The organism is Brevundimonas sp. Soil_N_31 (genome assembly GCF_057655995.1).
The window spans coordinates 102,520-117,154 of sequence record NZ_JBDGLE010000007.1 but is presented as its reverse complement, the minus strand read 5'-3'; the positions used below and the strand labels follow the sequence as shown (position 1 = coordinate 117,154).

At 69.2% G+C, this 14,635-nt stretch carries 9 protein-coding genes; 6 read left to right on the top strand and 3 right to left on the bottom strand.

All coding sequences use genetic code 11. From position 1 onward, the window contains the following. Positions 1-8 precede the first annotated feature (8 nt). The 4 genes from AC3A3G_RS12655 to AC3A3G_RS12640 are packed head-to-tail and all read left to right on the top strand — an operon-like array spanning position 9 to position 2,412. A complete protein-coding gene (locus AC3A3G_RS12655) occupies positions 9-680 on the top strand; it encodes a YceI family protein (protein ID WP_125901595.1) in 672 nt (223 codons plus the stop codon). Beyond that, positions 677-1,057, top strand: a complete 381-nt coding sequence (locus tag AC3A3G_RS12650) for a DoxX family protein (protein WP_125901596.1) — start codon at positions 677-679, stop codon at positions 1,055-1,057. Before AC3A3G_RS12655 ends, AC3A3G_RS12650 begins: the two co-directional genes overlap by 4 nt. A gap of 48 nt (positions 1,058-1,105) precedes the next feature. Then, positions 1,106-2,002, top strand: coding sequence for a pirin family protein (locus AC3A3G_RS12645; RefSeq protein ID WP_125901597.1), 897 nt, complete (start codon positions 1,106-1,108; stop codon positions 2,000-2,002). Between the two features lie 14 nt (positions 2,003-2,016). After that, entirely contained in the window at positions 2,017-2,412 is a 396-nt protein-coding gene (locus AC3A3G_RS12640) for an OsmC family protein (RefSeq protein ID WP_200166571.1), read from the top strand. Positions 2,413-2,440: 28 nt separating this feature from the next. On the opposite strand, the gene AC3A3G_RS12635 is transcribed toward AC3A3G_RS12640, so the two are convergent. Then, positions 2,441-4,456 carry a TonB-dependent receptor gene (locus AC3A3G_RS12635; RefSeq protein WP_487488344.1) on the bottom strand — a complete coding sequence of 672 codons (2,016 nt, stop codon included), beginning with the start codon at positions 4,454-4,456 and terminating at the stop codon, positions 2,441-2,443. 280 nt (positions 4,457-4,736) lie between these two features. On the opposite strand from AC3A3G_RS12635, the gene AC3A3G_RS12630 reads away from it, so the two are divergent. Beyond that, positions 4,737-7,316: a TonB-dependent receptor gene (locus AC3A3G_RS12630; protein ID WP_487488343.1), complete on the top strand. Its 2,580-nt coding sequence runs from the start codon at positions 4,737-4,739 to the stop codon at positions 7,314-7,316. 24 nt (positions 7,317-7,340) lie between these two features. Continuing rightward, positions 7,341-9,947: a M14 family zinc carboxypeptidase gene (locus AC3A3G_RS12625; protein WP_487488342.1), complete on the top strand. Its 2,607-nt coding sequence runs from the start codon at positions 7,341-7,343 to the stop codon at positions 9,945-9,947. A gap of 10 nt (positions 9,948-9,957) precedes the next feature. On the opposite strand, the gene AC3A3G_RS12620 is transcribed toward AC3A3G_RS12625, so the two are convergent. Next, a complete protein-coding gene (locus tag AC3A3G_RS12620) occupies positions 9,958-10,728 on the bottom strand; it encodes a 2,3-dihydro-2,3-dihydroxybenzoate dehydrogenase (protein WP_487488341.1) in 771 nt (256 codons plus the stop codon). Beyond that, entirely contained in the window at positions 10,725-14,630 is a 3,906-nt protein-coding gene (locus tag AC3A3G_RS12615) for an amino acid adenylation domain-containing protein (protein WP_487488340.1), read from the bottom strand. The genes AC3A3G_RS12620 and AC3A3G_RS12615 overlap by 4 nt, the downstream gene beginning before the upstream one ends. Positions 14,631-14,635 lie beyond the last annotated feature (5 nt).

Here is a 14,635-nt window from a genome sequence, read left to right as displayed (position 1 = left end):
CTCTTTTCATGACCCACGCCGAGGCCGCCATGATTTCTCGAAACGTCGCCGTCGCCGCCCTGGCTCTGCAACTGCTGGGCGCCGCCGCGCCTGCCGTCGCCGCGCCGATGCAGCCGCCCCAGGCCGCCGTCTCCGCGACCGCCCTGCCTGCCTCCGGCGCCTACAAGATCGACCCGACCCACGCCCAGGTCCGCATGAGCTGGAACCACCTGGGCCTGTCGAACCCCGGCGCGGTGTTCGAGACGGTCGAGGGCGTCGTCCGCATCGATGAAGCGACCCCCGAACGCTCAAGCGTCGCGGTGCGCATTCCCGTCAGCGGCGTGGACACCGGCGTGCCGCAACTGGACGCCGACTTCCTGACCGACAAATTCTTCGACGCGGCCCGCCACCCCGACATCACATTCCAGAGCCGTTCGGTCGAGCGCGTGGGCCTGGGACGGGCGTTCAAGGTGCATGGCGACCTGACGGTGCGCGGCGTCACCCGTCCCGTGACCCTGGACGCCGTGCTCAACGGCGCGGGCGCCCACCCCATGACCGGCACGCCGGCGGTCGGCTTTGCAGCCACCGCCGTCCTGAAGCGTTCGGACTTCGGCCTGACCGTCGCCCTGCCCATGGTGAGCGATGAGATCAAGGTCGAGATCACCCTCGAAGCCGTCGCGGATCAAGCCGAAGCCTCATGACTGACCAATATCTGCTGATCGGCCGCATCCTTCTGGTCCTGCTTTTTCTTCAGAGCGGAATCACCAAGTCCATCCGCTTCCAGGAAGGGTTGGGCGAGGTGCGCGCCAAGAAAATCCCCTTCGCGCATCTGGCGCTGCTGGGCACCATCGTCCTGCAACTCGCAGGCAGCGCCCTGCTGATCGCGGGCTGGTTCACCACGCCCGTCGCCGCCCTGATGGCCTTGTTCACCCTCGCCACGGCTGTGATCTTCTATGACTTCTGGAGCGTGAAGGGCGAGGCCCGCGCCGCCGCTCTGAACGGTTTCTTCGAGCACATCAGCATCATCGGCGGCTTCCTGATCCTGATGGCCGCCGGGCCGGGACGCTTTGTGCTCTGACACAGTGCAGGTTACACTCAACGCCATCTGGGAGCAGGAGAAAGCCCAATGATCGAACTCATCATCGAACAGCGCCGCCGTGACCTAGGAGGGTTCGAAGTCGGCCGCGTCCTGCCCTACGCCAAGCGCCGCACGGTCGGTCCGTTCGTCTTCTTCGACCACATGGGTCCGGTCGACATGCCTGCGGGCATTCCCAAGACCGTCGACGTGCGTCCGCACCCGCACATCGGCATCTCGACCCTGACCTATCTGTTCTCGGGCGAGATCACCCACCGCGACAGCCTGGGCGTCCAGCAGGACATCCGCCCGGCCGAGGTCAACTGGATGACGGCCGGCAGCGGCGTCACCCACTCCGAACGCTTTGAGCGCGCGCGCCGCGAGGGCGCCCTTCTGGAAGGCATTCAGGCGTGGGTCGCCCTGCCGAACGGTCAGGAAGAGATCGACCCTTCATTCCAGCACGTCACCACCGCCGACCTGCCGACCTGGATCGAAGGCGGGGTCAAGGGCCGCCTGGCCGCCGGCGAGACCATGGGCATGAAGGCCGGCGTCAGCACCTTCTCGCCCCTGCACTACCTGCACCTGGAGCTGGAGCCCGGCGCCCGCTTCCAGACCCCGACCGATCATTCGGAAAGCGCGATCTATGTCGTGCAGGGCCTGGTCGAGATCGATGACGGCCGCCCCCTGGGTCACGGCCAGATGGCGGTGCTGGAGAAGGGCGTCGCCTCGGTCATCTGCGCGCTGGAGCCGTCGACCGTCATGGTGCTGGGCGGCGAGCCGGTGGGCGAACGCTTCATCGACTGGAACTTCGTCTCGTCGTCGCAGGACCGCATCGAACAGGCCAAGGCCGACTGGCGCGCCGGGCGCATGAAGCTGCCCGACATGGACGATCAGGAATTCATTCCCCTGCCGCCCGATCCGACGCCGCCCGCGCCGGCCATGTCCTGAGCGGAGCGCGCAGCATGGCCGTCGCACAAGTCCGCATAGGAACCGCCCGCTACCGGACCACGATCCGGACGGGCGGCGATCTGAAGCATGAACTGACCGCCGATGAGCCGGAACGGCTGAACGGCGGCGACCTGGGGCCTGCCCCCTTCGATCTGCTGATTTCGGCGCTGGGGGCCTGCACCGCCATCACGCTGAAGATGTATGCTGAAAAGAAGGGCTGGCCGTTGGAGGAACTGGACATCCGTCTGGAGTACCTGGGAAGCGAAAGCCCGCCGCGGATCAAACGTGTCCTGACGCCTGTCGGCCCGCTGGATGACGCCCAGCGCACGCGTTTGGCCGACGTGGCCGAACGCACGCCCGTGACACTGGCGATCAAGAACGGCGTGCCGATTCACACCAGCCTGGGCTGACGCCAATCCCGCCGCTGGACCTGCAGGCTCAGTAGGTCCAGCGGACACCCAGGCGCAGGGTGCGCGGCGGGCCGTAGCCTTCGACCCCGGTTCCCGTCTCGGACACCTCGACAACCTCGTCGAACAGGTTATCGGCGGCGGCCCAAACAACGGCGGCGGGCGTCATCCGCCATTCCGCACGGGCGTCCACGGCGACGGCGGCGCCCAGGACGCGACTGTTCAGATCGTCCTCGAACCGCTTGCTTTCATAGCGCGCCTGAACGGCCAGGTTCAGGCGGTCGCTGGCGCGCCAGTCCAGACCCGCCGTCGCGCTCCAGATCGGCGCCTGGGCCGGACGCAGACCGGTCAATTGCGGCGCCGCCGAACCGCCATCCATGCGTGCGTCGGTGATGGAAACAGCGCCGTCCAGGGTCAGTCGGCCGCCTAGGCTGCGACGCGCCGTCAGTTCAATACCTGTCGCCCCGATGGCCCCGGCGTTCTGGCGTTGACGCAACACGCCGCCAGCGGGGACAAAGCCCGCGCGCGGGAAAGTTCCCGGCCCCTCGCCTATCGTCACATTGACGATGGCGTCCTCAATCCGGTTCCAGAACAAGGTCGCGCCGAAAGTCGCCACGAGCCCCTCATAGGCCAGGCCCGCCTCCACGCCCTGCAGCGTCTCGGGGACCAGGGCGGCGTTCGCCTCCGTCAGGTCATTGCCGACGCGGAACGGGCGGTGCAGTTCGTTCAGGGTGGCGGGCCGGAAGCCCGAATAGGCCGCCGCCCGGGCCGCCCAACCGCCGCCGATCATGCGCCGCGCCGCGAGGCGGACGCTGACCACCTCGCCCGAGCGGTCAGGGTCGGCCTCGTCGAGGGTCGCCGCGCCGGTCGCGCGATCACGCTCCAGACGGCGGCCGTTCTCATTGCGCCAGCCGTCCAGACGCAGGCCGCCCGCAATCAGCCACAGATCGTCGCGCCATGACGCCTCGCCATAGAGTCCGGCGACCGAAGTCTCGCCCCCCGCGATCCGGTCGCGCGTGAAGGCGCCGTTCATGTAGCGGAAGCGTTCGCGGGTCTCGCCCTCGTTGAAACGGGCGTCGGCGCCCAGCTCCCATTCCAGTCGCCCGCCCGCCACGTCGCGCGAGGCGCGACGCAGGGCGGCGTTGACGCCCCAGCCGGTCGCGGGCGTTTCATACTGATCATTGGCGGGCGTGGTCGAGTTGCGGTCCGCCGCCACCGCGACCGAACTGTTGGCGAAGTCGCTTTCGCGCCGCCAGGCCTGCAGCCGCCATCCGTAGGCGCCCTCCTGCGGCCGTTTCGCCGCCGTGGCTGACAGCAGGTGGCCGCTGGCGCTGGACCGCGCGCCCTGAAGACCCGAGCCGCGCTCCTCGTCATAGGCCGAAGCGCGCAGGGACAGCCTGGCCGCGCCAAGCGGCGCATCAAGTCGCAGCGCCGCTGCACGGGTCTCGATATCCAAAGGCGTGTCCGCCTTTCCAGCGGCCGCGCCGCGTACGGGAACATAGCCGTCGCTGGTCTCATAAAGGGCTGAGCCGGTCAGACGCAGCGACCCGGCGTCAACACCGACTGCGCCAGCCAGGCGCGCGCCGCCCCGCTCTGCGATTGAGGCGTCCAACACGCCGCCTCGTTCCCGCTCGCGCAGCTGGATCACTCCGGTCAGGGCGCCCGCGCCGTAAGGTCCGGCCCCCGCCCCGCGCACGATGTCGAGACTTTCCAGCGCCTCTGTCGGCAGTTGCGACCACAACACCCAGCCGCCGAAGGGGTCGTTCAACGGCACGCCGTCCAGCGTAACCAACGTGCGCCCGGCGCCCGAAGGGGCGATGGCTCGCAACGAAACGCCCTGTGTCGTCGGATTGGCCGCCAGACTGCTCGTACGCCGGAATAGGGAAACCGCCGGAACCCCAGCCAGAGCCTCGTCCAGCCGCGCCGCACGATCCAACGCAGCACCGTCCAGCCGGATCACGGAAAAGGCCGCCTCGCCCGCTGCGGGCGGCAAACGCGCCGCTGTGACCACCACTTCATCGATAACCGTCGGCTGTGTCTCGAACAAAGCTCATCCCCCTTGGACCGGCCGCGCCCATACATCTGTTCGCCGCCGCACAAGAACAGGGCGCCGCTCGCTTGGTTGCAAGCCGGATCGACGCAGGCGCGAGGAGACCTCGCGTCGCCCAAATAGCCGCCCTATCAATAACTTGAGGATTTCTAAATTACGGCCGCGTGATCAACATGCCTTATTGCGCGCCGCTTTTAGCCTCTTTTTGCAGCGCAACAACATGATTAACCCCCCCTTGACCGTCCTGGCGCTTCTTTCGAGCACGAGCCTCTGCACCATGGCGCACGCCCAAACGGCGGAAAACGCCACGGAAACTCAAACTTCGCACGCCGTGGCGGACGTGATCGTGACCGGCTCCAACATCCGGCGCGCCAACACCGAAGGCTTCAACCCGGTCCAGGTGATCGGCCGCGAGGAGTTGGAGAGCTCGGGCAAGTCGACCACGGCGGACCTGGTGCGCTCGATCTCGGCCAATACCGGCAACGGCTCGAACGAGACGCAGAACAGCGGCTGGTCGTCCGGCGCGGCGGGCATCGGCCTGCGCGGTCTGTCGCAGAAGAACACCCTGGTGCTGCTGAACGGGCGGCGCGTGGCCAACTACGGCTTCCCCGGCGGCGGCCTGTCGGACACCTTCGTCAATCTGAACGCCCTGCCGATGGTCGCGACCCAGCGTCTGGAGGTGCTGAAGGACGGGGCCTCGGCCGTCTACGGCTCGGACGCCGTGGCGGGCGTCACCAACATCATCACCCGCCAGAATTTCCAGGGTCTTGAGTTCGGCGCCAGCTACGGCCTCGCCGATCAGGGCGGACTGGAGACCTCGACCGCCAAATTGGTCGCCGGGCATGGCGACCTGGAGACGGACGGCTACAACATCCTGCTGTCGCTGGAGGCCTATACCCGCAATCGGCTGGATCAGGACCAGCGCGACCTGACCAGGTCGGGCATCTACACCGACCTGCCCGGCGGCCGCTGGAACGGCTGGTCGGCCAAGGGGGCGCGCTTCCTGGTCGACGGCAAGTCCGTGCCCTTCCTCGACGCCCAGGGCCAGTGCCCTGAAGGCATGGTGCTGACCGCCAGCGCCCCGATCGACGGCCTGGCCGGCGACACCTGCGCCATCAACCTGGCGCCGCACACGACGCTGATCCCCTCGACCAACCGCTATCAGGCCTATCTGTTCGGCACCAAACGCCTGACGCCGCAGATCGAGGCCTTCGGCGAGGTGCTCTATTCCTATGTCGAGGGGGCGTCCCTGTTCGGCTCCAGCCCCTTCTTCACGCTGGAGGGCGGGCGGTTCGCGCTGAACGCCCAGACCGGGCTGGCCGAGCCGGTGTCGAACCTGCTGCCCGCCAATAACCCCTACAATCCCTACGGCGTCGCCACGCCGATCGAATACACCTTCTTTGACCTGGGCCGGACGCTGAAGACCAATGAGTCCAAGTCCTATCGCGCCCTCGCCGGCGTGCGCGGCCGCCATGACCGCTTCGACTGGGAAGCCGCCGTCTTCGCCTCGGGCAGCGACGAGCGCGAGACGGTGTCGGGCGGCTTCGCCCATCGCTGGAACCTGGCCGACGCCCTGGCCAACGGCACGCTGAACCTGCAGGAGCCCGGCGCCACGCCGCAGGCCGTGCTGGACGGCATCCGCCTGTCGACCCTGCGTCCCGCGGAGTCGCGCCTCTATGGGGCCGACTTCAAGATCTCGGGCGAACTGTTCAACCTGCCCGCCGGTCAGATCGGCTACGCCGCCGGGATCGAGTTCCGGCACGAGAGCCTGGTCTCAAGCAATCCGTGGCAGATCGACGCCGGACTGCAGATTCGCCCGGCCATCGCCGCCGTGAACGGCGAGCGCGACGTCTGGGCCGCCTATGCCGAGTTCAACATTCCGGTCCTGAGCAATCTGGACGTTCAGATCGCCGCGCGGGCGGACGAATACAGCGACTTCGGCAGCGCCTTCTCGCCCAAGGCGGGCGTGCGGTGGAAGCCGCTGGACTGGCTGGCGCTGCGGGCCTCGGCCTCGCGCGGGTTCCGGGCGCCGTCGCTGTCAGAGAACTCGGCCTCGACCATGATCTCCTACGGCTCGGTCATCGACCCCTATGATCCCGACCTGCCCAACTCGCGCCAGAGCCCGACCTTCTTCACCGTCGGCAATACCAATCTGGAACCGGAAAAGACCCGATCCTACAATCTGGGCGTCGTCTTCACCCCGACGCGCGACACGGCGCTGAGCATCGACTGGTATCAGATCAAGCTCGACAACCTGATCGGCACGGGCAACGCCACCGCCATCATCCAGCAGAACGATCCCGCCGACGTCATCCGCGACGAACGCGGCAAGCTGCAGGCCGTCTACAACCGCTATCGCAATCTGACGGCGCTGGAGACGTCGGGCATCGACGTGGACTTCAGCCAGCGCTGGCGCATCGACGATTGGGGGACGTTCACCGCCTCCAGCGCCTATACGCACCTGCTGGAATACAAGCGGCCGAACGCTGCGGGCGGTCCGTTGCTAGACTACGCCGGATCGAACCGGGGCGCGACCCTGCCGGCGCACAAGGCGACGACGCGCCTGGCCTGGAACCGCGACGTCTTCGACGCCAACCTGACCTGGTATTACACCTCAGGCTATGATCAGGTGCCGGTTGTCGGGGGACAATCGCGCGTGGACGCCTATCACCAATTCGATCTGTATGCGGCGTGGTCCGGGCTGGAGCGCGTGACGCTCTACGCCAAGGTCGAGAACCTGCTGGACGAAGCGCCGCCGCACGACGCCTCCTTCCCCGGCGTGCGCGCCCCCTACGACTTCGGCCAGTACGATCTGCGCGGGCGCTACTTCCGCGTCGGCTTCGACGTCCGCTTCTGATCCCTTGCATCGAGACCTGACATCATGAGCGTTCAACACGCCCGTTCATCCATCCGGCGCATCCTCGCCAACGGCGCGGCGGCGGCGATCCTGCTGGGCGGCGTCGCCCTGACGGCGCCCGCTCCGGCCCTGGCCCAGAGCGGCTATTTCTTCCCACAGGCGGCCGCAGGGGACTTCGATCCCGCCATCCCGACGCCGGAAGCCTTCCTCGGCTATCCGATCGGATCACACTACACCCGCCACGACCGCATCGTGGACTATCTGCGCGAACTAGCCCGCCTGTCGGATCGGGTCACGGTCGAGGAGATCGGCCGCAGCTATGAAGAGCGGCCCCTGCTGTCCGTAGTGATCACCTCGGGCGCCAATCAGGGCCGGATCGACCAGATCCAGCGCGCCCACATTGCGTCAGCCGATCCCGGCGGTCCGGCCGCCACGGCCGACGCACCGGTCGTCGTCGGCCTGTTCTACAGCGTCCACGGCAATGAGACCTCCAGCGGCGAGGCGGCCCTGCTGACCGCCTACTACCTGGCCGCCGGGCGCTCGCCCGAGGTGCTGGACTGGCTGGACAAGGCCGTGGTCGTCATCGACCCGGCCCAGAACCCGGACGGCCGCGACCGCGCCGCCAACTGGCACAACGCCTGGAAGAACCAGCCCGCCGTCTCGGACCCGCTGGACAAGGAACACGTCGAGGCCTGGCCCGCCGGGCGCACCAACCACTATTTCACCGACCTGAACCGCGACTGGCTGGCGGTGACGCAACGCGAGACCCGCGCCAAGCTGGAGACCTTCCACCGCTGGCGGCCCCACATTCAGATCGACTTCCACGAAATGGGCGCGGGCAGCACCTATTATTTCGAGCCCTCGCCCGCCAGCATGGAAAGCCCGCTGCTGCCGCGCGCCAGCTACGAATGGAACGTGACGCTGGCCAAGTATCACGTCCAGGCGTTGGATAGCCTCGGTTCGCTCTATTACACGCGCGAAGTCTTCGACAACTTCTCGCCGGTCTATGGCTCGACCTATCCCGACTTCCACGGCGGGGTCGGGGTGACGGTCGAACAGGCCAGTTCGCGCGGCCTGGTGCAGGACACGGCCAACGGCCCGCTGACCTTCCCTTTCACCATCCGCAATCAGGCCAACGTCGGCCTGGCCACCATCCGCGGGGCTGTGGCCGAGCGCGCGGGGCTGCAGGCCTTCCAGCGCGACTTCTTCCGCTCGGCCGTCGAGCAGGGGCGGCGCCACTCCAGCCAGGCCTTCGTCTTCGGCGATGCGGCCGATCCGGGCCTGACGCGCCAGACGCTGGACCTGCTTCTGGCCCACCACATTCAGGTCCATCCGCTGACCGAGCGGGTGACGCAGAACGGCCGCGCCTATGAGCCGGGCAGCGCCTATGTCGTGCCCTCGGCCCAGCCGCAGTTCCGCCTGGTCCACTCCATCTTCGACCGGACGCCCCCGACCAAGGGCAGCGTCTACGGCAGCACCTCCTATTCGGTCGCCCTGGCCTATGGGTTGAAGAGCGACGGCCTGCGCCGCGTCCCCGCTCACGGGTCCGTTGTGACCGAGACCCCCGTCGCGAACGGCGGCGTCAACGGGCCGCAGGACGCCTACGCCTATGTCGTCGACTGGCGCGACCTGAACGCCCCGCGCGTTCTGGCGGCGCTGCTGCGTCAGGACGTGCGCGTCCGCGCCGCGTTCGAGCCGCTGACCGCAAGGACGGCGGCCGGCGACAGCGCCTTCGGACGCGGCTCCCTGGTCGTGACCACGGCGGGACAGCCTCTGGACGCCGCCGCCCTGCGCGCCGCCGTCGACACGGCCGCGCGCGAGGCGGGCGTGGTCGCCCACGCCGTCTCGACCGGCCGGAGCGTCGCGGGCGTCGATCTGGGCAGCGACAATGTGAAAGTCGTGCGCGCCCCTCGCATCGCCCTGGTCATGGGCGAGGGCGTCAACGCCACCGAGATCGGCGCGACCTGGTTCGCCCTCAGTGAGCGGCTGAACTATCCGGCGACGCGGCTGGACCCGTCGCAACTGGGCCGCGTGCTGCTGGGCGACTATGACAGCATCGTCCTGTCGGGCGGTCGCTACGACAACCTGAGCCAGCCGACGGTGGACGCCTTGACAACCTGGGTGCGGGCGGGCGGCTCACTGGTGGTGTTCGGCAGCGCTGCACGCTGGGCCGCCGCCAACGGCCTGGCCCCGCAGACCGCCTCCGAAGACGAGAAGAAGGCCGAGGTCGAGCGCCGCGACTACGCCGACCGCAGCGCGATCCAGGGCGAGCAGCGCACGGCGGGCAACGCCCTTTCGGCCGACGTCGACATCAGTCACCCGCTGGCCTTCGGCCTGTCGCGCCGCGACCTGTTCGTGAACAAGGAGACGGACGTGGTCCTGGCGCCCGTGGCCGATCCCTTCGCCAACGTCGTACGGATCGAGACCAGCCCGCAGGTCAACGGCTACCTGCCCGAAGCCCTGCGCGCCCGCTCGGCGGGCTCGGTCTGGGCTCAGGTGAACCCGATCGGGGCGGGCAACGTCGTCCTGTTCGCCGACGACCCGGCCCACCGCAAATACTGGCTGGGGACGGAGCGTCTGCTGATCAACGCCCTGTTCCTGTCGAATCATCTCTCATCTGGACGACGTTGAGCCAGAGAGATCAGGCGCGTAGCGTGGCCCCGCCGTCGACGTAGAGGTCCGTCATAGTGATGTGGGCGGCACGGTCGGACAGCAGAAAGACCACCGCCTCGGCGATGTCTTCGGGCGTCGCCAGCTTCTGCAACGGGATGCCCGCCTTGAACGTCTCGGGCGAGCCGGCGATGACGCGGGCGGCGCCGTTCTCGTCAGCCCACATGCCGGTCTGCATCGGCGTCAGGGTCGAGCCGGGGGCGACGATGTTGCAGCGGACGCCTTTCGGCCCCAGCTCCAGCCCCAGACAGCGGGTGAACATGGTCGCCGCCGCCTTGGACGCGGCATAGGCCGCCATCGCATGACGCGGCACGCCCGCCGCGTTCGAGCTGACGGTGACGAAGGCCCCCTTGCCTCTTTCGCCCATTCGCCGCGACGCCGCGCGACCCAGATGGAAGACCCCGTCCGCATTGACCGCGAAGACGCGGCGCCATTCAGCGTCGGAGGTCTGATCCACCGTCACATTGGACAGGACGCCCGCGACGCTGGCCACGAAGTCGATCGGGCCGTCCTCGGCCTCGATGCGGTCGAACAGGGCCTCGACCGCCGCGCCGTCGGACACGTCCAGCGGTTCGACCCGCACGCCGTTCAGGAAGGCCAGACCCGACAGGGCGGTCGACGGCAGGTCGGTGGCGACCACGCGCGCCCCCTCCTCGACCAGCAAGCGCACCACGGCGGCGCCGATGCCGCCGCCCGCGCCCGTGACCAGGGCCAGACGGCCGGACAGTCCGCTGTCTCTCATCGTCCAAGATTCCTCATTAATGAATCCTCTGCGGCGGTCATGCGGGCGTCCAGCGCCGGGGCGATTAGCGCCGTCGCCGCCGGGCCGGTCAGTTGCGGGTGCAGGAAGGGAACCTCGACCACGTCCAGTTCGGCGGCGTAAGGGCGCCACAGGCCCGGCGTCAGGTCGCGCTCCTTGTGATCCAGCGCCGCGCGGACGTGGGTGGTGCGGCCGCCGAAGGGCCTGTGGTGGTGCTCGCGCACCAGGCGGTTGGTGTCCAGCACCACGCGGATCACCCCGTCCAGCGCCGCCTCGGGCAGGCCGCCCAGAGCGCTGTCGCCCGCCTTCAGGAAGGCGACAATGGCCGCACGGCTGCGCAGCTCGGGATACTGGGTCGGGTCGTAGCCGGCGATGGCCAGAAGGGCGCGCATGGCGTCGACGGGGTCCGGGTCCGGCTCGGCGCGCCAGCACTCGGCCGGATAGGAATCCAGCATGGCCATCAGCCCGACCTTGACGCCGCGCCGCTCCAGTTCGACCGCCGCCGCCTGGGCGATGATGCCGCCGACGGACCAGCCGGCGATGTGGACGGGGCCGGATGCTCCCAGCGCCAGAATATGATCGACATAGACCGACGCCAGCGCCTCGATCCCGTCCGGCAGGGCGTTCTGCGGGTCCAGCGCAGGCGACTGCACGCCCCACACCGTGCGGCGCGGCGACAGTGCGCGCGCCAGCGTCCGATAGCCCCACGACAGCCCCCCCGCCGGGTGGATCAGGAACAGCGGCGGCAGGGCTGGATCGCCCTCGGCCAGACGGATCAGCACGCCCAGCCCGTTGTCGAAGTCCAGAGCCTCGGCGTCGATCAGGGCCGCCAGTTCGGCCACGCGCGGCCGGTCGAACAGGGCGCCCAGCCCCGGATCGCGCCCCAGCCGCTCGCGGATCAGCATCATCAGATGCACCGCCAGCAGGGAGTCGCCGCCCAGCGTAAAGAAGTCGTCGTCGGCGCCCGCCGGTTCGGCCCGGCCCAGCGTCTCGGCGAACAGTTCGGCGATGATCTTCTCGGTCGGCGTCTCGGCCGCCCGGCCCGCTGCGGCCTCGAACACCGGGGCGGGCAGCGCCTTGCGGTCCAGCTTGCCGTTGGAGGTCGTCGGCAGGGCGTCCAGCGCCACGATGGCGGCCGGGACCATGTAATCGGGCAGGCGCGCGGCCAACTTCGCCTTCAGGGCGGCGGGGTCATAGCCCTCGGCCGGGACCAGATAGGCGACCAGACGGCGCTCTCCCGGCCGGTCTTCACGGGCCAGCACCACCGTCTCACGCGCCAGACCGCTGGCGATGACGGCGGCTTCGATCTCGCCCAGTTCGATGCGCAGGCCGCGGATCTTCACCTGATGGTCGCTGCGGCCCAGATAGACCACCGCGCCATCAGCCCGCCTGCGCGCCACGTCGCCGGTGCGATACAGGCGCTGGCCGGGATGATGCGGGTCGGGGATGAAGCGGTCCTCGGTCAGGTCGGGTCGGTTCAGATAACCGCGCGCCAGCTGCACGCCGCCCAGATGCAGATGGCCGCCCATGCCGGGCGCCACGGGGCGCAGCCGCTCGTCCAGAATGACCAGCCGCGTGTTCCACACCGGCCAGCCGATGGGCATGGGGCGGGACGTATCCTCCGGCCCGGCGGCCCAATAGCTGACGTCCACCGCCGCCTCGGTCGGGCCGTAGAGGTTGTGCAACTCGGCGCTCACCGTCTGGTGGAAGCGGTCGCGCAGTTCGGCGGGCAGTTCCTCGCCGCTGCAGAAAACGTGGGCGACCGCGATCCCCTTCGCCGCCGGATCGGCCAGAAAGGCCGACAGCATGGAGGGGACGAAGTGCAGGTCGGTGATCGCATGGCGGCGGATCAGCCCAGCGATGGCGGCCGGATCGCGGTGCGCGCCGGGCGGGGCCACGACCAGTTCGCCGCCGGAAATCAGGGCGAGGAAGAACTCCCACACCGAGACGTCGAAGCTGGCGGGCGTCTTCTGCAGGATGCGGGTCTGGGCGCCGACGCCGTATTCGGCCTGCATCCACAGCAGGCGGTTGACGATGGCGCGATGCTCGACCAGCACCCCCTTGGGATCGCCGGTCGACCCCGAGGTGTAGATGACATAGGCGGCGTCCTCGCCCGCCTGCGCGACGGCAGGCGCAGCCCCGTCCAGCGGCCAGTCGGCGGGCGCCAGCAGGGCTTCGCCGAACGCGCCGCCGATATCTTCATGGGCCAGCACGACGCTCGGCCCGGCGGCGCGGACGATGGCGGCGATGCGCTCGGCCGGATGCTCCAGATCCAGCGGCAGATAGGCGCCGCCTGCGCGTAAGGTGGCGACGAGGGCGATCACCAGCTCCAGCGAGCGCGGCAGGGCCACGGCGACGAGGCTCTCGCGCCCCACGCCGCGCGCCGCCAGCGCCGAGGCCAGCGCCGCGGTACGGCGGTCCAGTTCGGCGTAGGTCAGGGTCTGCTCGCCGAAGGTCAGGGCCGGGGCGTCCGGCGTCGTCTGCATCGCCGCCTCCAGCAGGGCGGTCAGCGTCGTGTCGGGCACCGGGTGGGCCGTGTCGTTGAAGGCTTCCAGTTCGCGCACGGCCTCGCCCGGCGTGGCGATGGGAACCTCGCCCAGCGTTTCGGCGTCCAGCGCGTTCGTCAGGAAGGCGGCCAAACGCTCTGCGTGGGCGGCGGCTTCCTCCAGCGTGTAGAGGTCGGGGTTGGCGTCGACCTCCAGCGTCAGGGCCGGGGCGGCGTCGCCGCGGAAGGTGAAGCTGATGTCGTCGACCGGCCCCGCGCCCAGCACCTTCAGCGTCGTGTCCAGTCCCGCAAAGCGCGGCGGCAGGTCGAACGGCAGGACGTTGACCAGCGGCCCATACAGGCGTCGCGCCCCGCCGATCAGGCCCAGGTCGCGTCGCAACTGCTCGCTGCGGTAGCGACCGTGGCGGCGGGTCTTGATCAGGGCCTTGGAGGCCAGGATCAGCTGCTCGTCCAGCGGCGCGTCCTCGTCCAGCGTCAGGCGCAGCGGCGGGACGTTCATGATCATGGCGGGCGTGCGCGCCGAGGCGCTGCCCATGCGGCCCATCCACGGCACGCCGATCACCGCCTCTTCCGCGCCCGAGAAGCGGCGGACATAGGCGGCGCCGACGGCGGTCAGCACGTCGGGCCAGGACAGGCGCCCGGCGTCGGCGCGGGCGCGCAGCCGGGCCGTGACCTCAGGCGGCAGGGTGCGCTCGATGCGGTGGAAGCGGTGAGCGGTCGTCGCCTTGCCGGGCGCCAGGGAGGCGACCTCGGGCGCGTCGCCCATGATCTCGCGCCAATAGACCGCGTCGGCCGTGCGCTTGTCAGAGACGCGATAGGCGGCGTCTTCGTCCCACACCCTGGCGATGGGGTTGAAGACCGGGCCGGGCGCCGGGCCGCCGCGCGCGGCGTTGTAGAGCTCAGCTGTGCGGTTGGTCAGCAGGGCCATGCCGAAGCCGTCGGTGGCCAGATGGTGGACGCGCAGGCTCCACAGAAAACGCTGCGGCCCCATCAGGAACAGGATGTTGGCGGCCAGCGGGTCGCGCGTCGGGTCCAGCGGCGTCTCGTGGTCGCGGCGCATGGCGGCCATGGCCTCGGCGACCGGATCGACGGCGGCGGACACGTCGACGATCTGCAACAGGGGGCGATGCGTCGGGTCGAGAGTTTGGAAAACTTCGCCGTGCTTTTCAACGAAGCGCAGCGACAGGGCCTCGGCCTCGGCGGCGGTCTGATCGACGGCGGCGCGGAAGGCCTCGACGTCCAGATCGCCCCGGATGTCGAGATAGTGAGCCGTGTTGAAGATCGGGTTGGCCGGGTCCAGCCTCTGGGCGAACCACAGGCCGGATTGAGCTTCCGTCAGCGGGTGTTCCAGCACCGCCGCCATGCGTCCGTCGTCCATGATTT